Annotated in this window: 19 protein-coding genes and 2 pseudogenes; 3 read left to right on the top strand and 18 right to left on the bottom strand. The window is 36.1% G+C overall.

Going from position 1 to position 20,542, the window contains the following annotated elements; all coding sequences use genetic code 11:
* Nucleotides 1-9: 9 nt before the first annotated feature.
* Nucleotides 10-1,226 (bottom strand): annotated as a pseudogene (locus tag L647_RS01000000123990) (MFS transporter).
* Nucleotides 1,227-1,689: 463 nt separating this feature from the next.
* Between L647_RS01000000123990 and L647_RS0110020 the strand changes: the two are divergent.
* On the top strand, nt 1,690-2,418 hold the full coding sequence (locus L647_RS0110020; RefSeq protein ID WP_007585186.1) for an NUDIX domain-containing protein: 729 nt from the start codon (nt 1,690-1,692) through the stop codon (nt 2,416-2,418).
* A 193-nt stretch (nt 2,419-2,611) separates the two neighbouring features.
* Here L647_RS0110020 and L647_RS0110015 read toward each other — a convergent pair whose 3' ends face one another.
* The 17 genes and pseudogenes from L647_RS0110015 to L647_RS0109930 form a co-directional block, all read right to left on the bottom strand.
* Entirely contained in the window at nt 2,612-3,418 is an 807-nt protein-coding gene (locus L647_RS0110015) for a hypothetical protein (RefSeq protein WP_024611003.1), read from the bottom strand.
* 81 nt (nt 3,419-3,499) lie between these two features.
* Complete coding sequence (locus tag L647_RS0110010; RefSeq protein ID WP_024611002.1) at nt 3,500-4,996, bottom strand: kinase; 1,497 nt, start codon at nt 4,994-4,996, stop codon at nt 3,500-3,502.
* A gap of 3 nt (nt 4,997-4,999) precedes the next feature.
* The gene (locus L647_RS0110005) at nt 5,000-6,466 is read right to left on the bottom strand and encodes a PP2C family serine/threonine-protein phosphatase (protein WP_024611001.1); all 1,467 of its coding nucleotides are present in this window, start codon (nt 6,464-6,466) and stop codon (nt 5,000-5,002) included.
* On the bottom strand, nt 6,466-7,530 hold the full coding sequence (locus L647_RS0110000) for a TerY-C metal binding domain-containing protein (protein ID WP_024611000.1): 1,065 nt from the start codon (nt 7,528-7,530) through the stop codon (nt 6,466-6,468). The genes L647_RS0110005 and L647_RS0110000 overlap by 1 nt, the downstream gene beginning before the upstream one ends.
* A gap of 9 nt (nt 7,531-7,539) precedes the next feature.
* Nucleotides 7,540-8,184 (bottom strand): VWA domain-containing protein, encoded by a 645-nt coding sequence (locus tag L647_RS0109995; RefSeq protein ID WP_024610999.1) that lies wholly within the window; start codon nt 8,182-8,184, stop codon nt 7,540-7,542.
* Between the two features lie 9 nt (nt 8,185-8,193).
* Nucleotides 8,194-8,844 carry a VWA domain-containing protein gene (locus tag L647_RS0109990; RefSeq protein WP_024610998.1) on the bottom strand — a complete coding sequence of 217 codons (651 nt, stop codon included), beginning with the start codon at nt 8,842-8,844 and terminating at the stop codon, nt 8,194-8,196.
* 148 nt (nt 8,845-8,992) lie between these two features.
* Complete coding sequence (locus L647_RS0109985) at nt 8,993-9,448, bottom strand: TerB family tellurite resistance protein (protein WP_024610997.1); 456 nt, start codon at nt 9,446-9,448, stop codon at nt 8,993-8,995.
* A gap of 11 nt (nt 9,449-9,459) precedes the next feature.
* Nucleotides 9,460-10,071 (bottom strand): HAD family hydrolase, encoded by a 612-nt coding sequence (locus tag L647_RS0109980; RefSeq protein WP_024610996.1) that lies wholly within the window; start codon nt 10,069-10,071, stop codon nt 9,460-9,462.
* Nucleotides 10,072-10,073: 2 nt separating this feature from the next.
* The gene (locus tag L647_RS0109975; RefSeq protein WP_024610995.1) at nt 10,074-11,162 is read right to left on the bottom strand and encodes a cysteine protease StiP family protein; all 1,089 of its coding nucleotides are present in this window, start codon (nt 11,160-11,162) and stop codon (nt 10,074-10,076) included.
* Entirely contained in the window at nt 11,159-11,932 is a 774-nt protein-coding gene (locus L647_RS0109970; protein WP_216712736.1) for an HAD family hydrolase, read from the bottom strand. Before L647_RS0109970 ends, L647_RS0109975 begins: the two co-directional genes overlap by 4 nt.
* Nucleotides 11,926-12,999, bottom strand: coding sequence for a phosphoribosyltransferase domain-containing protein (locus L647_RS0109965; protein ID WP_024610993.1), 1,074 nt, complete (start codon nt 12,997-12,999; stop codon nt 11,926-11,928). The genes L647_RS0109970 and L647_RS0109965 overlap by 7 nt, the downstream gene beginning before the upstream one ends.
* A 385-nt stretch (nt 13,000-13,384) precedes the next feature.
* Complete coding sequence (locus L647_RS0109960; RefSeq protein WP_024610992.1) at nt 13,385-14,470, bottom strand: sodium:calcium symporter; 1,086 nt, start codon at nt 14,468-14,470, stop codon at nt 13,385-13,387.
* A gap of 12 nt (nt 14,471-14,482) precedes the next feature.
* Nucleotides 14,483-15,005: pseudogene (locus tag L647_RS0109955) on the bottom strand (TerD family protein).
* A 29-nt stretch (nt 15,006-15,034) separates the two neighbouring features.
* Nucleotides 15,035-15,637 carry a TerD family protein gene (locus L647_RS0109950; protein ID WP_024610991.1) on the bottom strand — a complete coding sequence of 201 codons (603 nt, stop codon included), beginning with the start codon at nt 15,635-15,637 and terminating at the stop codon, nt 15,035-15,037.
* 83 nt (nt 15,638-15,720) lie between these two features.
* The gene (locus L647_RS0109945; protein ID WP_024610990.1) at nt 15,721-16,296 is read right to left on the bottom strand and encodes a TerD family protein; all 576 of its coding nucleotides are present in this window, start codon (nt 16,294-16,296) and stop codon (nt 15,721-15,723) included.
* 289 nt (nt 16,297-16,585) lie between these two features.
* Complete coding sequence (locus L647_RS0109935) at nt 16,586-17,692, bottom strand: TerD family protein (RefSeq protein ID WP_024610989.1); 1,107 nt, start codon at nt 17,690-17,692, stop codon at nt 16,586-16,588.
* Between the two features lie 28 nt (nt 17,693-17,720).
* Entirely contained in the window at nt 17,721-18,149 is a 429-nt protein-coding gene (locus tag L647_RS0109930) for a hypothetical protein (RefSeq protein WP_024610988.1), read from the bottom strand.
* Nucleotides 18,150-18,477: 328 nt separating this feature from the next.
* Here L647_RS0109930 and L647_RS0109925 point away from each other — a divergent pair, with 328 nt between their 5' ends.
* Nucleotides 18,478-18,858, top strand: coding sequence for a DUF2809 domain-containing protein (locus tag L647_RS0109925; protein WP_024610987.1), 381 nt, complete (start codon nt 18,478-18,480; stop codon nt 18,856-18,858).
* Nucleotides 18,859-19,257: 399 nt separating this feature from the next.
* Nucleotides 19,258-20,529 (top strand): IS4 family transposase, encoded by a 1,272-nt coding sequence (locus tag L647_RS0109920; protein ID WP_024610808.1) that lies wholly within the window; start codon nt 19,258-19,260, stop codon nt 20,527-20,529.
* Nucleotides 20,530-20,542: the final 13 nt, after the last annotated feature.

The raw sequence follows: 20,542 nt of genomic DNA, 5'->3' as shown, positions 1-20,542 counted from the left end.
ACTGCTAAATTAGTTTATGGTTTTGTTATCAGCCAGCTGCGTTTGAATGCGCTTTACTTCAGGCTCGGTAAGTTTGTAACGTGTTATAAAAATTAAACATGCCACGGTACAAATTACTGGAATACCAGCAAAGGCGAGTAAAATGCCTGATAACGTGTGTTCTGATTGCTCTTGATTAGGCACGTATGCATAGCCAGATAATATCCACCCTGCAATAGCACCGCCAATTGCAAAGCCTAGTTTTATTGCCAATAAATGACCCGNGGTTAATCTGCGACCAATTTTTAATGCCCCGTAGTCAACCGTATCTGCCACCATCGAAAACATAATTGGGGTAATTATCATGTGGGCAAAGTTAGCAATAAAGTAGACGATAAAAATGGTGACTATAGCGTCGCTCTCAAGTACGTAAAACATGCTGTGAGAAATAATTACGACAACTAAAGCGACTATAAATAGTGTTTTCTTTTCAATAAATTTGGTTAAAAAGTTGGTAGACACAGCCCCTAGTACTGAGCCAATTGCTGAGAGTGTTAAAAAGTTAGAAGTAAGTGAGGCTTCTCCTACGTAGTACTTAATATAATGTGGTGCTACAGAGGCTCTAACGCCAATTAATATTAATGTTGCTAGGCTTATAACGGCTATTACAACCCATTGATCGTTTTTAAATAAGCTTAAAAACTCAAGAAAGGCATTCTTTTTACTTTGCGCGGGTTTAACTTGTTTGGTTTCTTTGGTCATTTTAAAACACAGTAAAAAACAAGCCGCTGCAAGTCCGCCTAAAAACACCATGGCTAGTGGGTAACCTACTACATCGTCGCCGTCGCCAAAAAAAGCAACCAGCTTAGGCAGTGCCCATACAATTACAAGCAATGCAGCCATTGCCATTGCAAATCGATATGACTGAAGCGATGCACGCTCTTTAGGGTCGTTTGTCATTACTGCGCCAAGTGCGCCATAAGGTATATTAATAGCGGTATAACACGTCATTAATAGCCCGTAAGTAAAGTAGGCATATATAAGCTTGCCCGTAGAATCAAAATCGGGGGTTATAAATGCTAAGCAAGCAAACACACCGTAAGGCACGGCTAAAAATAATATATATGGGCGGTAAGACCCCCAACGGCTGCGCGTTCTATCGGCAATGCTGCCCATTATNCCGCTAATAATAAGGTACCCGCAGCGGCTGCAGATAAACCGTAAACATCGGTATAAAATATCAACATAAAGTTAGCGACCATTTGAAATACAATATTACTGGCTGTATCACCAAGGCCGTACCCTATTTTTTCTTTAATTGTGAGTGTGTGTTTTGTGTTGTTCATGTGTGCTCAATTTTCAATGCAAATCGATATAGTCAAAAATACTATATGCATTTTTAGCGCATGTAAACATTTATGTTACATTTTTAATCAGCCAGTAATTTATTTAATACATGGCGCTAATTAAGCGTTAAATTTACTAACATACAAAGGTATTATTCGTTCAATAAAAAACCAATACCAAGCCAAAGTCGAATATCGGCGTTAACGCGTAAAAACAGGTACAGTGTATAAAGTGATTAATTAAATAGATGTGATTGTTTTAAATAGGAATTATAAAAGCTTTTTATTTGCGCTTTACCCACCTTTTATATACCCTTAATAGTCTTTATAACAATATCTTCGTATAGCTTTGGCTGAGTAATTTATGCACTATAAAACATCAAACATTTCTAACAACATCGACGAAGAATCGATTCCTGATGACTGCATTAGTAATCTAACCGTAGATAATATTGTATTTGCTATTCATGAAGGTAAGTTAAAGGTGTTGCTGGTTAAATATAATCGAGGCCTTGCAACAAGCCAATGGGGTTTAATTGGTCATTGGGTTCGTAAAGATGAAAACTTAGACCTTGCAGCTCTGCGTGTTGTTAAAAGTACGACCGGTGTTGAAAACCTGTACTTAGATCAGTTAGGTGCTTTTGGTAACGTAGACCGCTACCCTGCCAGACGTATTATTACCATTGTTTATTATTCGCTCGTTCGCTTTGAAGAAACCAACCTTGTGAGCGGCGACAATGCTTTAGAGTGTGAATGGTTTGATGTAAATAGTGTACCGGCTTTAATGTTTGACCATGCTGATATTTTAAAAAGCGGCTTAGACTACTTACGCTACAAAGTAAGACACGAGCCTATTGGTTTTAGCTTACTCCCTGAAAAATTCACCCTGCTTGAGCTACAAGGAATTTACGAGTCGATTTTAAATAAATCACTCGATAAACCTAACTTTAGACGTAAGTTTCAAAAAATGAACTTATTAATAAACTGCAAAGAAAAACAAACCAACGTAGCTCACAGAGCCGCAACGCTTTATCGTTTTGACATAAACGTGTACGAAAAATTAAGAGAGTTTGGTTTTACATTTGAGTTTTAAATACAATGAATAATTGCAGTATTAAACATTGAAACGGGGAAATAAATACAACCCCCTCTTTTTTTAGATTATGCTATTAGCCTACTCGGTAGGTTAAATAAAAGTGTTTATCAAGTTTTAGTTATTGATATAAAACTTGATAATATACAACATAATTAAATAGTTAAATTATGTTGTATATCAAAAATAAACGTTAGCTAATACCTTGCAAGCTTACTTCACAGTTTTCAATGCTAAAGCCTCTGTCTTTTGCTATTTTAACTTTACTGTTATCAATGTCTGAGTTAAAAAACACGTCGTTGCCTTCAATAGAAATACTGCCTATTTGCTTTTGCATCGCAATCCCGCTGCTTGTTAGCTTAATGTCCATGTCGTCTGTAAAACCAATTAAAATAGGATCTGCACCAAGTGTTAAATTAAAGCTGTGTGCTTTTGCTAATGAAACGCCAGTACCAACGGGCTTTAATGTGACGTTAATTGATGCTTTTCTAAATACCTCTTCTGATGTTGCAACCATAAGCCCAATTACAGCGCCGGTTACAATAACGCCCATGGTGTAGCTTAAACCTAAGTTCATTACAACAAGCCCAATTGCACCACCTACTGCACCGGCAATTAACGCTACTTGTGCTTTTAAATTAGGTATTCTTAATGAGGCAACATAACCTGCTGCGGCTCCACTAATACTCCAACCAATAAGTCGCCCCATCTCATCAGATAACATATTCATTGATAAAAATGCTAATAAGCCACCAGCAGCACCTATACCAAGCCCTTTAGATGCACCATTAAATATTTTATTGGTGTTATCCCATGAATTGCTTTGGTAGTAATTTTGAACATAAACAAGGGATGCACCAATTAATGCAGCATCAAGCGCTCCTGTAAAAACCCAACTACTAAAGGCTGATTCAAGAATACCTGAAATATGAGCCAAAACAGCACTCGCTAAACCGCCAACACCAGCACCAGCTGCAAACAAAACTTTTTTATTTATCATTTTCTTTCCTATAAAAAGTTATTATTTAAATTGTTATATGCCCAGTTATAAATAAACATAAATAGATTTAGTTAATAAATATTATTTACTATCAACCATTTGAATATTTAGCAATCGGTCGCCTCTTTCATTACCAACAAGTAAATTAATGCCTTCGGTAATTTCAATCTGACTTCCTACTGGGTAACTTTCTTTAGTTGTTGCATTAAGTAAGTTTGGCATATTTTCGTTTACCAAATACCAAGCGTGATTATGAAAAACAAAATAGCCTTGTCGCTTTTTATCATGTGCTTGCAGCCTTTCGTTTGGTGTTACAAAACGATTGGTGTGCCATCTGTATAATGATTGGTTTGTGTAAACCATTAACCTGTGGTCATCAGAAACAAAGCGCCCTTTTTCTCTTTCAGAATAAAAGTTAATTACAGGAAGTAACCCGTTGTACTTGGTACCGCAAAAAGGGCATGTTGGCGAGAGTGTATTATCAAAAATATACCAGCCTTGTTTGCACTCTGCGTTAACGCATGGCTGAATCAAATCAATCGATTTAATTAATGCGCTTTCCCATTCATCAGCAGTTGGTCGGCTCTGTGGCGAATGAAGCCCGTCAATAAACGCTCTTTCAAATAACTTACTTATGTATGGACCGGTAATTGAGTAAGGTAGTTTGTTGGTGTCTTTCCAAGGTAGCTCGGTTGGTTTTACTCTTTCTAGTTTTATTCGGTTGTCGGCGTTTGTAGGGTGCTCTACAAATAAAGCTTTTTCGCCCATGGATAAGGTTTCGTCTTTTTGCGGGTCTAAGTCTCTTACTTTGTCGCCTCGCAAAGGGTGGCGTAGTAATAAGTAGTTATAAATTAAAACAGCTAACGCGTGTCTATCTGTTGATATATTTGGTAAACACCTCGCTGGATCTGTTTTAGATAGGTGCGCTGTGGCTACCACCTCAGGTGCAATAAAATCAGGTGTGCCTACTACGTCTGGCGGGTACTTTCCTGGTACAACCAAACCATCAACATCAATGATGGTCGCAAGTCCCTCTACAGGCGACACAAGCACATTTTTATAACTTAAATCAGAGTGAGCAAGCCCTGCTGCATGTAATCTGCGTACGGCTCTGGCAATAGTAAGGGATATTTTTAGGTATTTAGACCAATCCCCTTTTTCTCGGTTATCAAGAAAACGGTTTTGGTTATTTGCCGATGCAAACCATTTACCTTGTTTTTCTTTGCCTTTGATATTTAAAAAGTCATTATTAACTGAGCCATAATCAAAGAAAAAATGCGCCTGATACGAGGGTACAACAACGCCTATTCGACCGTCGTGTTCAACAATTTTTTCAGGCCAACAAAAAAAGCTTTTCCAGTAATCACCGGTTTCATGCTGAAAAATACTTTCGCGATACCGACCCGTGATCATTTCTAATCGTTCTATGCTTGCATGATCTAGCTCGTCTCTGTAAAAAGCGACCACGTAGGATTTGCAAGGGCTAAAGTACACATCTTTCATTGCACCTGAGCCAATGATCTCATCAACAAATTCTACAACAGAACCATCAAGTGCGTTTATTTTAATAACTGCCATAAATCACTCCTTAACGAGGCAAACAGAAATTGTACGATCGTCATGGTTACCCTTTGACCAAAAATCCATCCACTGGGTTAAACCTTGTAAGCCATCTTTACGGTTTTTGTTTGTAACATGAGGCTCTAACTCATTCCATAGTCGGTCCCAATGAGTTAGTGATTCGAGTTGTTTTTCTGTTTCAAACCATGCATCGGTGATCCCATCGGTGGCAAGAATAAGCGCACTCATAGATTCAACCTTTTCGATTCTAACGCGCCTGTAAACACTGCCATCGTCAAATATTTTGTTATCTAAAAATCGCGTTTGCCCAGCAAATTCACCACTGTCTGGTTCGCCCATTAATACTACTTTTTTATTTTTATCGTATATGGCAATACCACCATCCCCAATCCAAAAAGAGATAACGAGGTAGCCACCTGCCACTTTTTTATGCGCGGCAAGTATTAATGTTGTAGAGAAGTCTTTTATACTGTCGCCTTGGTTTGCATCAACACTATTGTTTATTGCTTTAGCGGCACTAAAAACGGCTTTTACGATAGTATGCTGGTAGGCTTCGAGTAATGATTTTTGGTTTTCTTCGTTACTATCATTAGAGAAGTCGTTATACGCTTTTTCAAGTGCGGTGCCGTAATGTCCATTTAAAGATTCTTTAAGTGAATCGGTTGCACTGTTAACCGCAACAAATGCGCCTTGGCGAGAATATTTGCACGAACCTGCACCATCAGCAACACAGCTAATAATCCATTCAGATGAGTCGTCGCAGTAAAGTTTAAAATCGTCATCGCGATGAATGCCTTTATGAGCATGCGAGCGCCCCCTTACACTGCTACCCATTAACAACATGCTGCTATTTTCACAATATGCGTGGTGTGTGTCTGGTTTATGAAAACGAGCAGTGTCGTCTGAGGGGATATTTTTCCACAGTGATTTTGGATCGGGCACAATAGTTACTTTTACTCTTACAACCACACCCTGAACCTGCCCATTAGCAAGCGGTGTTGAGCCGTATAAATCAAACTGATGATCGCCAACTTGAGTTGTTGTGCCAGACAACGTTAATTTATCTGCATCAAATTCTACGCCCTCAAACTCATCAATACTTTTGGTTTGGAAAAAGCTGATCTTTGCATCAGCTTCACTCGCAAGAGATATCGATTCAAAAAACAACGTATTAGCTTTAAGGTTAGGCAAGCGGACATTAATAACCAAAGGCGGTATTTGTTTATTTACACTTAAGTTGTTATTTTTTTTATGCAATTTAGCGCCCTCTGTTGTTAGACGCACCATACTTTTGTCATTTTTTACTAATGGCGTTAGCTCATTAAGCAATGCATTAATATGATGCTGTACAACGGTTTGATCTAAACGTTGGTTAGCTCGCTTTTGAACAAATGACTGTTTTGTATTTGTAAGTGAGGCTTGGAGTAAAATGTCTAATAATGCTTGTTCGAGCTTTACTTTAGTCATTAGCCCTGACCTCGCGTAATAGAAAAGTCACCGCTTCCTTGGCTAAACTTAATGCTTTTTTCGCACCACGGACACATAACAATATCTTCGTCGCCAATGCACAATAATTTACCACAACCGCACATTGCAAAAGCTGACTGATTACCGCATTGCGGACAAGGCGGGATACCATCAAGAGACGACGTATCGACTTGCTCTGCAACGTAATTATCAGAGGACCATTCAAAGTAACTTTCTTCTAATTTATAGGCGCCTTCGAGGTGATAATACTGATGGTTTTGAATAAAACGCTCCATCCCTTCAACAAGTTTTGGTTTAGCGTATTTAATTAAATAAGGACGACGATTGCTTGAACAACGACCCGTTAATGTTACACAACTTGAATCAGACGCACTCGCCTCATGGTTGTTAGGCTCGCTTGTATTACCCATTATTCTTAAGCCAGCGTTACTTACTTTTTCTAGAGATACGGGAGAATTTTTATTATCTAGCTCTATCATTTGGCTTTGTGCTTTAACAGATGCACTTACCCATTCAATAAATTTAAAGAACTGATTTTTATCGGTGTTTTCCAGCGCTAACACGGGGTTTGCAACTTGATTTAATATATCAATATCTGCATTTAAGCCCAACGTAATTGCAATAAGGCTGGCATTTTTAGCGTACTTATCTTGCCAACGCGTAATTGCCTGGCTTGGATCGTCTGTTGGTTTTCCATCAGTTATAAGAAAAACAATAGGTTCCCAATCACCACGTGTTTCATATGTGGTTTTTTTTACGTTGGTATCTATTTCATCCATTAATACATTTAATGCGCTACCTAAAGATGTACCGCCACCTACAGGAATTTTAGGCGGATAAAAAGAAATCAAATCAACTAGGGGAGCAATTGTTTTAGCTTTGCCGGCAAATGCTATAACGCTAATAAAAACAGTTTCTAATGAATGAGGATCTTGACGCAAAGAAGAAACGATATTTTCGATTCCTTTTTCCATCAATTCAATTGGCTCTCCAGTCATTGACTCTGATACATCTATTACAAAAAATATCGGTAATCTGCGCATGCTATTTCCTTATAATACGATTTGAAACTCCGGCGGTGGAGGTGGTAGCGAGTTCTCCAGTGGTCCATCTACACCTGAGCTCATTGAGCCGGCTGCTATAGAATCACTTACCCATTTAAAAAATTGTGAAAATGCCGAACTTTCCATGTTGTCTAACACAACAACATTACTTGTTAATTGCTTTAAAAACTCAGGTTTTGCTTTAGGACCCGCAGCACACGCAATTATTTCAGCAAAGTTACTTGCCTTAACTTTTGGTAGGCTTTCTTTAAACACCATTAAATCTGATGGTGAGCCATCGGTCATAATAAACAGCATGGGTCTAAAGTCGCCTTTAGTATCATCTGAGGATTTAATTACATTTTTTGCTACTTTATCAACAACAAATTCCAGAGCTTCTCCCATGTGAGTAGCACCCGACTTAGGTAATTCAATCTCTGAAAATTGCGCACTTTCGAGCGGTGTTAAAGGTAAAATTTCTTTCACTTCACGATCAAATGTAATTAACGATAAATACACAGATTCAAGCGCGTAAGGGTCTTGTCTTAACGCGGTTAGCATTGAACTAATACCTACGTTAACAGCATGAATAGGTTCGCCTTGCATAGAACCAGAGCTATCAATTAAGAGGTATACAGGTAAACGTCGACTCATTACTGACTCCTATTTTTTGGTTAAATCAACTAAGTTAATTTCAGGTGGTGGTGGCGGAAGATCCGATAGTTGAGACGCTTCTGATTCGCCATTTTCTACTTTTTGAGAGTTTGTTGAAATACTTGCAGATACCCACTCAAAAAAGGCTGAAATTGCTTTAGAGTCTGCATTTTCAAGATGCACAACATTTTCAGTTATTCTTGTAAGCTCATCTATTTTTGCATGATGACCAGCAGCGCAAGCAACTATAATACCCATTTTTGTTGCTTTTAAATCATCGATACCTTTTTGAAAATCGTCGGTTGCACCACCATCACTAAATACAAAAACGAGTGGTCGCCAATCGCCTTTTTCGTCAAGCGTTGTTGTTTTAACTTCTTCATTCACTTTATTAGCAAGTAAAGTAAGTGCAGCCCCAAGCGATGTGGTGCCTGAAGGCGTTAAATCGGGTGATTGAAACGACATTAAATCAGTAAGAGGCACTGACTGAACGGCTTTAGTGTTAAATTCAATTATTGATAAAAATGCAGTTTCTAGTGCGTAAGGGTCTTGGCGAAGTGATGAGAGTAAGGTTTCTAAACCATTTTTTACTGATTCAATTGGCTCTCCATACATTGAGCCAGATGTGTCTAATAATAGGTATACTGGTAAACGCCTCATAATGAGTTCCTTAATAGATAATTAACGAAAACTCATGCGTAGATAAAGCAGTTAAACATAAACTAATAACACAAAGTGATAGTTGTCATTATTAATTTGTTAGCATATTTGTTTACTACCTTCTCTACACATTAATTTTGTAACTGATTTATAAATCAAACTCAGATGGTGCAATACCTACTGCATTACACGCTTCTTTAATTGCACGTTTTTCGTCAGCGTCAAAATCACCGTCAGCACCGCCAATAACAATACCTAACTGAATACACGCTCGTGCTTGGTCTTGCTTACCTTTTAAAGCGCTTAACGCTTGAATTGCTTCTATTTTACCAAAGTCGTAATCGGCTTCTAACTTGTTGCAATAAAAATCAAACTTCTCTTTTAAATCCGAAGCAGAAAAAACTTTTAAAGACTCGTTAGATACAATAAAACCAGCTGTTTTTTTACGCTCGTCTGCATCTATGTCACCATCAGCGGCTGCAACTAATGCACACATAGCCATTGAAGCATCTGCAAATTTTTTGTTTTTAAATTGACCAATATTTTTTTGTAAACTATCGTTTGCATCGCTTATTTTTTCTTTAACGTTATTCCAAAAACTCATACTATTCTCCATTAATTGTATATAAACGGACTTAATTGTCCTTTTTTAACATAAAACTTTTTTTCAGCGAGCTCTAGCATGGGTATGTCTACAGGTAAATTACCGTATGCCTCTTCAACTGAGTACGTTAACTTTTCGCTCGCAATTAACGTATTAAATCGCGCTACTTTTTCTTCAATTTGGCACTCTGTACCAATTAACCCATTTAGTACATTATCATCTTCTTTCAATAATGTACCAATTACTCTTTCAACGGGCCATTGTAGTTTATTAACGATGCCTTCAATAAAGTATTGGGGCGAAGCGGTAATAATCCAAATTTCTACCCCTTGAGCGTGTAAATGCATCATTCTGTCTATAACTGGTTTAATAGGTGTTAATTTTTCGGCCGTGTTTACACCAGCCTCAAATACCAGCTCGTTGCTTTTATTATTTAAAGAAAGCATGTAAAAATGCTGCTTAATTGAGTTTTTTATTGTTTTTCTGGATACTTTTTGTTTAGTAAATATTGGTAAAAGATAAGTAAAAAGAGGTCTTCTACCTAAAAAATACTTGAACAAAAAACTCAAAGAGTTTTCTTTAACCAATGTTTCATCAAAATCAAATACTGCTATTTTTTTCATAACTAATCTACATCTTTTATAAGTGCACACGCACCAAATGGCATGTCAGGAAGTACACATACTTCAATACTTTTCTCATTGGCTATTCTAATCAAATGCGCGGTATTTGGGTTACTCGCATCATTTACAATCAAAAGGTCAGGTACTCTGCGTAACATTACTCGTGTTGCTTCTGCTATACCGGGTTTAATTCTGTTTATATCGGTCACACTAAATTTGTTCATTAATAAGCGAATATAATTTTGAGTTAGCTGATTACGCGCTTCTCTTTGTTGCTCATCTGGCACGGCTGCTAGTTTATAATATACAGCTTTAAAGCAATTAGAAATTTCAGAAATAAACCAATTTGAATAATCATATTGAGCTAAATGCTCATACGAAATACAGCCATGAAAATCATCTTTTTTAATCTGATCATTAATAACTGAGCGACTAATTAAACCACTTACTGTTGAGTTCATTAACGCACTGGGTATTGCATAGTCCTCAAAAGTAACGCTGTAGTCAGCGGTTCCACCTATGTCGGATACAACATATAACGTGTTGCTTATATTAACTTTACGGCTAGCATTATAATCTTCAATCGCTTTTTTAAGCTCTTTAGTAATAACCCCTTTGGCAGTCCAACCATCAATAAATACAATGCTTTGAGGAGGTATTTTTAAATCAAAAATAAGATAATCCAAAGCGTTAACATCAATACCTTTATCGCGAACAATGCTAATTGAGTAATGCGTTGAGTTATATTGTGAGTAGTTGTTTATACCTTTATTAACAAGCACGCCAATAGGTGTACCCGCTCTAACTAAAGAAACAATGCACACATCTTGCTTAACATTATTGGAAATAAGGCACGATAGATTAAGAATTTCTTCAGCTAATTTGTGTTTATATTTTGCTGTTAAATCATGAAATAATTTTTCATATTCAGGGGTTGGCTTACTTTCTTGGCTAACCATTTGAGAGTAATGCAATTGTCCTGTTTGAATTAAGCGTTCTTTATCTTCGATAGAATGAAATTCTGGTTTTATTTTTTTTAATAAGAACAAGCAATCATGTTCTGGATAACTACCCATTAATGGTGTTTTCATTGATATTGCTCCCTGTCTAAAATTTGCGAACCGTTGGGAGCAATTAAAAAATCAGACTCTTTCATAAAAGGTAAATCACTATTACTGTCGCCAATACTAAACACCGTATCATGCTCTCCTATCTTCAATTTATCTTTAATAAACTTAACCGCAATTTCTTTTCTTGCATAAGGTGGTAATATCGCAAAATTACGTCCATTGCTGTGCAATAACATGTCATTTGGAAGTATACTTTTTAAATACGAATCAACCTCTTTGGCTTTATTTTCGCTGTAATCACTTCTCGATACTTTAACACACACATAAGCTGTAATGCCTTGATCAACAATAAGCCTTACCCGCACTAAACTGTCTAATGCTGTAAAATGATTATGTAGATGATCAAACGTTTTTACTAACTCGCTTTGCAATAATGCTAAGTTAAACTCTGCGTTAATAAATGCGTGCCATTGCTCTAGCAATGCATGATTTTGATCTAATATAACGGCGCCATGCGATACCACCGCATACGGTGTATTTTTAATAGCAGGTAAGCTGCAATTTAAAAACGAATCTGTTCTTCTGCCTGTTACTGGTATAAATACGCCACCTGCGGCTTCAAAAATATTAAGCAATTTTTGTTGCTGTAACGAAGAATACCCTTGAGGCTCACCTTGGTTATTTGTTGTTGCCACAAAAGATAAGTCACTTTTTGTATTTTTTAGGCTTTTAAACAATGTGTCGTCTAAATCGGTAAACACAAACAGCCTTGAGGTGTGCTGTGCTAGCATTTCCATTCGTGGTATTTAACCCCATCAGTAAATAGTAGCCCTTCATAATTTTTTTCACTCACTACAAATATTGATTTGTTTTCAGGGAAAAAATTATATAAATAATGTTCAGTGTCGTTTTCTACTGTAGTAATTCTATGCTTATTAACGATTGTATCGCACAGTAATATTGGCGATCGATTAATAGATTGAAAAACCACTTCCACCCCTTTATTTTCAAGTCTTTCGGCTAATAAAAATGGAATATATTGATGTTCTCCATCGGCAATAACTACCGTACTTTGAGATGTATTAATGCTCTTTATTTTTTCTTTGTAAGGCATTAATAAACCACACCTGCCGGTATCATTTGCAGAGGCCGCATTAGAGAGCTTAGAATTTACTTTATCAGGAAGCTGAGGATTAAAATCAGGGTCTTTATCTAAACTAATATTAGCTTTGAGTAAGGAGACATAACGAATTGGAATATCCAAATTTAAGTCATGTAAATAGTTTTGTTCGCCCATTAAATCAACGATTGACGTAACTACTATTTCTTCTAAATCGGGTAAGTAAGGAAGTATTTTTAAAAGCAAAACCTTAATAGTGCGCCCAGTGGTAATTTCATCATCAACTATAACAAGTCGTTTAGATTTAATTATAGAGTTTAATAAATTTTCACTTGGTTGGTAAAACATGTGATTAACTGCATGGCTATGTTCTTCATCTACAGTAAACCATAGTTTTTCATCTAGTTTATGCCTTGTAGTGTGTTGAAAATAAACATCATCATTTTGGGTGTGAGCCAAACTGTCAGCAACACCTGCACCTAAACCGGTTGCCGCTTCAGCAAAACTTACAACATAGGTTTGAGACCCTTCGCCTATCTTTTCGGCTAATTGATTGTAAGTTTGTCTCATTACTTTAGGAGCTGTTGGGGTATAACGTCCTATTAATTTATTTACTAAAATAAAATGGCGTTTAGGATTTTCTCGACAAGCAAATGTCAAAATACGATCTAGTGTTGTTCTTTCTTCAGCCGTTTTTAACGAGAGTGTTCCGGCTTTAATGTCGTAGATATGTTTCATATTTTCCAGTTATATTTTCTGTATGCTTATAAAAATCCCAGTTGCTATTACGCTCCTGTTTAACTGAAAATTTTTTAATACATTTATAAGTCAATTGTGTGTGTTTAAATTAATGTGTGCCGCTTTTTACAAGCCACTTCAATTATATAAATATTACTAATGCTATATCTAGTGCACTAAATAAGTGGTCAATAATAGCAATTGTAAAAAGGCCCCGTAACAAGGCAATAGTTTAGATATTTGAAGTGCCAAAACGAGGAGTATATAAATAAATAATAAATTTATAAACCTAAAATTCATACACCACAATTATAAATGGGCTTAATATTTAAGCCCATAACGTTTAATAATATCAAGCTTATAGCGCTTGAGACTAATTAAATACCTATTGAATAACGAAGTACATACTCGCTGCCCAAACAGCAAACATAGCAAGTAAAAAATACGCTATGGTTTTTGTCACTTTTTTATAATTAAATAATAAGCTCGCAGCAACTGCAGCCGTTACCCCAACAATTGACCAACGTAATATTGTTAAGTTGGCATCTTGTACAAGTGGTAAAGAATCCACACCATTAATTATAAACCAAGCTAATAATGGGAGTGCAAATGCAATGGTCGTATCAAAAGTGTTAGATGCTAATGGATTAGCAACTGCATCTTCGTATTCGCCTTTTTGAGCATCTTTAATTGATAAAATTAAGTCTGGTACAGACGATGCAGCAGCACCAAAAACTAAACCAGCAAAAAATTGAGGTACACCTAATACTGTTGCGCTGCCTAAAACACCTTCAACAAGTATGTGAGAAGCACCCGAAATAACTGCAATAGCTAATGATATAACAACTACAGCACTTGTTGCTGTAAAGGTACGATTTGAGAAAAATAACGCATTAAAGTTAAAGGTAAAGATATTCGCGATAACACCTTTGTCTTCAATTTCTTCATACTCATATTCTTCTTCATCGTCGCCGCTTACATGGTTTTTAGCATCAAAATATAAATGAACCGCATATAAAAAATAAATTACATTTAATATTACAGCCATCCAAATTGTAAAACTATTAAAACCAAGGCAAACAATTAACGTAATTTCTGCGGTTAAAACCCAAAAAACATCACGTAACAGTACACGTTTGTTAAGTTCAATATGCTCTACCGATTTACCATTTCCATCTTTAGCCATAATGATAGACAAAGCAGGTATAACACAACCGTTAAAGATAGCAGAACCCGCTGTAACACCTAAAGCAACCATAACGAGAGATGGGTCGTTAAACCAAAATAAACAAGCGATTACAACACACATTTCCGGCATGCTAGAACCAATAGCATTTACTGTTGCACCTTTAACCCCTGGCGGGAAGTTACGACCTAAATACCCTGCAGCCTGCTCAAATGTGTCGCACGCAAACTTAAGTAAGTAACACGACAAAATAATATATATAAATGGTAATATTGTATCTAACACGTCTTTCTCCGACTAGGCAATATTAACGCCATAATTAACAGCCATAGCATGCAGACCACCTGCGTNAAATAATGGCTGTTTCGGTTGAATAATCTTCTGATAAATCATAACGAATTATTTCTTCGCCTGACTTTTCATCAACAACACGTATAAATGCATTCGATACTTGTCCAAAGTTTTGAGATCTGGCATTTGCATCATGAATGGTTACACCAATTACAATTTTATGAACGTTACTAGGCACGATTGATAAATCAATTTTAATTGACTCATCATCTCCATCTCCGTCCCCTGTTAAATTATCTCCAGTATGCTCTATTGATAAGCAAGGTGAAGTTAACGCACCATAAAAAATAAAGTGTTGATCAGATATAATTTTTCCAGCTTCATTTAACATAAACGCTGATGCGTCTAAATCAAAATCAGCGCCATCTGATGATCGTGAATCCCAACCGAGCCCGACTAAACACTTACTGATACCAGGTGCAATTTTTTCAAGAGATACATTTGCACCCTTTTGTAAGGATATTGCCATTAATTACTCCTTTAATATCTATAAATACTTTACAGGTAGCTGCTTTCTGCTGTTTTGATTGTTTGTTCAAGCTTTTTATCACTTGTTGTTTCACCAATCGCAGAAAATTTCCAGTTGCCATTATGCTTATATAATTTACCTAAAATCATAGAAACAGAACCCGCAAACTTAGGATCGTTCGCAATATCGTATACTGCATGAATCGAATCAACGCGACTAGGTGTGCCTTCGTATAAACGAATTGACGCAAAAGGAATTGTTTTAAAGTCATCGCCACTGAACGAGTTAAGTACAAATACAATTTGTTCTGCATTAGCTGGTAACTGGCTCAAGTTAACGTTAATTACTTCGTTATCTAGTCCATCATCGCCATCAGTATCACCGGTTAAATCGTCGCCAGAATGCTGAATACCTGTCGAGTTTAATTTTCCGAAATATACAATGTCTAATAGCTTTTTGTCAGCATCAAACACAGCACAACTTGCGTCTAAATCTACTGCAATCATTTTTTTACCAAAGAAGCCTTTTTTCTCAATAGCTCCCCAGTTAACGCCTACACAGATGTTTGTTAAGCTAGAACCATTAGACTTTTCAAGGCTGATTTTCTGACCTTTTTGTAATGAAATTGCCATTTTAAATCCTTTATATTAAAAAAAATCAGTTGAAACTATAATTAATTTCAACTGATTTATTGGTTAACTATTTATATTCGGTATTAAACAGAAACGCCGTATTGACGAGCTAAAGGTGCAAGACCACCTTCAAAACCCTGACCAATCGCTTTAAATTTCCATTCACCGTTATGGCGATATAACTCACCGAAGATCAATGCTGTTTCGATTGAGTAATCTTCAGATAGGTCATAACGTGCAACTTCTTCACTTGATGAAGCATTAACAATACGAATAAATGCGTTTGATACTTGACCAAAATTTTGTTTTCTTGATTCAGCATCATGAATAGTTACAGCAACTACTATTTTAGTAATGTCTGCTGGGATATCTTTAAGGCTAACTTTGATAGATTCATCATCGCCTTCGCCTTCACCCGTTAAGTTGTCGCCAGTATGTTCTACTGATTTACATTCAGAAACTAAATTATTAAAAAAGATAAAGCCGTTATCAGCTTTAACTTTGCCTTCAGCATTTAACATAAATACTGATGCATCTAAGTCAAAATCAGCGCCGTCTGTAGCACGAGAATCCCAACCTAAACCTAATAAACAATTTGTCATCCCTGGAGCAACTTTCTCTAGAGAAACATTACCACCTTTTTGTAAAGATACTGCCATTTTAAAAACTCCTTTATAATTTATGTAAACGAATAAAAATAAAACACTTACGATACAAGTTTAATGTATCGACTTAAAAAAATAATACCATAATGAACTATCTAAACAAGAGCAAGATAATAAGACTTCTTAGTCTCATATTTATTGTCTTTATACCTTAAAAATGCAATGAGAAAACTCATAATAATGAATTCAAAATTTAATATGTTTTTAGCTATTTCACTATAAGAGTGTAATACAGTAACATCTCTGAGCCTATAGGCATCAGCTCTTCTCATTTTAAGGTTCGTTATTTACTTCCTGCGCTCCATTTAAAGCCCCATCCATATGCTTTATCACAATCTGCATGACCTTTAAAAAAGCGATTAAGTCTTTCTACCGCAACAGTATTGTTTTTTACGGTTAGCTCTGCAATTGCACAAAAACCTGTATTACTTGAGGTTTCATTTAGCTGAGTTTCGATAGGCGGCATATCTGGTACATGCAACGTTACTACTGCATTTGCTTTGTCCCAATTTGGACTGCCGGAATAAATAAAAGTAAAAATAATAATACGTTTTACATTATTAATATTATTACCATCAATGTGTATCCATTCACCATTTGAGCTATCACCCGTTCTGTCATCAGCTAATAACTTAATATAAGGGCTATATTCAAAACGATTACCTAAAGCTTGCACTATGCTCTTGTCACCGTTTTTGAGCTCTATAAATGCACCAAGATCAAGATCTATTCCTGAGCTAAAAAAGCTACTTTTACCCTTTTCCCAGTTTAAATTAACTTTTATTAGACCTAACGAACCAGCCTTTTTAATGAGATCAACTTTTGGAGAGCTTTTAGTTAAACTAATTTTACTCAAATTTACTGTTGGTGTAGGCGTAGTTACAGGTGCTGGCTTAGGTGATGATGGTTTAACTACTGGTTCATCAGCTATATCTACACCATAATGTTCAGCTAATGGCTTTAGACCGCCATTGAAACCTTGACCAACAAACTTGACCTTCCAACTATTATTTCGTTTATAAATTTCTAATAAAATAAGTGCAGATTCAGAACGCCCATCGGTATCAAATTGGCATTCAAAATCAGGACCAGTAAAAGAAATATTTGATTGAGATGCAAAGGTGTCATTATCGACTGTGGCAGTTATAGAGAACTTTTCTATGTTAGAAGGTACATTTTCAAGATCAACTAAAATTGCTTTCGATTGTATATTAATGGTGCCGCAAGGGCTTTTAGGCGCTCCGTAAAAAACCATACCATCGTCATTATGTACTTTGCCATTTTCACCTAAACAAAAAACTGAAATATCAACCGAGTCATTAATTGTATGTTTTATTGTAAAGCTTGGTTGAGTAATGTTTGTATTACTACCTATAACGAGTATTCCCAAAACGAATCCCTTTTAAAATATGTAACTGCTAATCAATGTGTTCTAACTCCAGCCCTTCTTCATCAAGAAGCTCGCTGAGTTTTTTAATATTATCATCTAGTGATTCATACATGGTGTCAAACGGCTCACTTGCCCAGTCACCATTACCACTTCGCCACTCAAACCAGGCACACGCTTCAAACTCATAAATCTCATCTGTCTTCTCTGATTCTTCACCAGCTAAAAATGCAATGAGTTCATTTAACGAAAGGCTTTTATTTTCAACTAATTTTAAAACTTCAGGTCCTGATAATACAGTTTCATCAGGTAGTGAAATATCAACACAAGAATCTACAACAAGTTTGTAACCTTTATATTCAAGCAAAGTGGTTACTTGGCTGCAATCAAAATGTGAAACTAAAATACTTGCGTAGTTATCACTAATCTCACCATTATTGAAAGACAATTTTTTATTCATTTAGTTTCTCAGAAATTAAGTTTAAAAGTATACGGTGCGACTTAATAGGCTCTATAAAAGTATCATACCTGCATAAATAAGATAAAAAAAGGGTACTAAATTACTGTCAGATATTACGCTTGTTAGCTAATAACCTATTTTAAATTTTCATAAAGCCTAACTAACTTTTATATCTTGTGATGACTAATTACTCATCTTCATCAATATCTAATACAAAGAATTTTGCATAGAGGAACATTGCTAATTTTGATAACAACTACATTTTTATATAAAGTGTGTGGGATGTCTATTTCAGCATTATTTAATATATTAAAAACAAGGGTTCAAATTGTTAAAATTTAACATAAAAAGTTTTTTATTAAGTCTGATTTTTCTTGGTTCACTTATATATATTGCACTTTTTGTTAATGATCAATTTGTACGCCCGTTTCTTGGTGATGTATTGGTTGTTGGCTGGTTGTACCTTTTTGTTAAGTCGTTTATTAAAATTAAAAACTCTACGTTAGCTCACTCCGTGCTCTTGTTTGCTTGCATGATTGAAGTTGCACAGTTTTTTAATTTAGTAACCCTTCTTGGTCTTCAACACATTAAAGCGGCGCGTATAATAATAGGTTCTACATTTGATTGGTTGGATATTCTTGCATATGGAATAGGTTGGGCGTGTATTTTATTAATTGAATTTTATCGATTTAAAAGTAAACAGCTGTAATAAATGAGCTTTAACAATATAATTTAACTTAAATAGTTACTTTGAAAGACATTTAATGTGAGATTAAATTTGAGCTAGTTTCATATAACTCACTCGTTGAAGCGACCTACACAGATGAATGCGCTTCTTACAAAAAAGATAAGCCTACTTATGATATTGCGGGGTTTATTATAAAGCTTAATGGGTATATTTCTGAATGAACTCCATCCGAAATAGAAGATAATAAAGTTGATGGCGCTTGTAAAAGCTGGTTTAGATTTATCGGGCTTGAATATTTTGCTTTGACCACTTACCTTATGCGCGCTCATAGGTTGGATCTTAAGGAATAAAACTTGAAAACATGCTCTGAATTTGATCTGATAGTAATCGCCAAACCACTATCTATCCCAAAAGCAGAGCATGAATAAATATAATACTGAGTTAAACAAAATAACGAAAGTGCTTAACGATTTTAATATTAACGAAATAGGTAAAACAAGCCGTTTTTGTAGCCGTAAACGAATAATAAAACCTTTCGAATTAGTCATGTCGTTAATAACGGCTCTAGGCGATAAATCGGTAAACACCGTGACAGATTTACATCGTTATTTTGTGAAGTTGACGGAAACTGATGTTCAATATAAACCGTTTCACAATCAACTGAGTAAGCCTGAATTCAGCCAATTGATGAAATCACTGGTCGATGTGGCGTTAAATGAATGGCAGCAACAAATACTCGGCACAGAAGTCACACTGTCAGATTTCAAACGCATCATATTGCAAGACGGAAGTTCGTTCGCAGTGCACGATAGTTTAAAAGATACCTTTAAAGGTCGCTTTACTAAAATAAGTCCTGCGGCAATAGAGGTTCATGTGAGTTGGGATGTGCTTCAAGGTTATCCCGAAGAAATCTCAGTGAGTCCTGATAGCCAAGCTGAATATGATTTTTTACCTGATGCTAAATCGTTAGTCGACACCTTGTTTTTAGCGGATAGAGGTTATTTTAAGTTATCGTATCTTGAATCAATTGATACAGCAGGAGGCTTTTATGTTGTCAGGGCTAAAACCACGGTTAATCCAACCGTAGTAGCTGCTTTTAATCGTCACGGTAACGCGTTAAAACGGTTTTCACAGAAGAAGCAAAAGGACGTTAAAAAGCATATTCGTCGTAGTGTTATTGTCGATATGGATGTGGAAGGTAAAACTAATTATCGATTGATTGCGAGCTGGCCTAGAGGAAAAAGTGAGCCTACTTATTGGGCAACGAACTTAAATCGAGAAAAATTTAGCGCTGAAGCGGTAATAAAGCTCTACAGTCTCAGGTGGCAAATAGAGTTACTGTTTAAAGAATGGAAGTCTTATTGCAACCTGCAAAAATTTAACACCAGAAAAGCGAGCATGATGGAAGGCTTGGTGTGGGCAAGTTTATTGACGTTGTTAGTAAAGAGGCGAATAGGCATGAGTGTTCAACAACTTGCCGGTATTGAGCTATCAACATTTATGGTAGCAAAAAACACCCAAGGTTGGTTTTATCAATTAATGGAGTCGATAACACAAGGCGTGATATCGACACTGAATAAAGCATGGCAAAAAACTATCAGTTTTTTGTCAAAATATGCACGAAGAGCGAACCCAAAAAGAGATAAAGAAAAAGGACGATTAAAATGCGGCCTGAATCCAATTATCTCTTAATGTCTAACCTATG

Origin of the sequence: Pseudoalteromonas sp. TB64, assembly GCF_000498095.1 — a bacterium.
In the GTDB taxonomy this organism is placed as follows: Bacteria; Pseudomonadota; Gammaproteobacteria; order Enterobacterales; family Alteromonadaceae; genus Pseudoalteromonas.
This window is presented reverse-complemented; position numbering and strand designations above follow the sequence as displayed.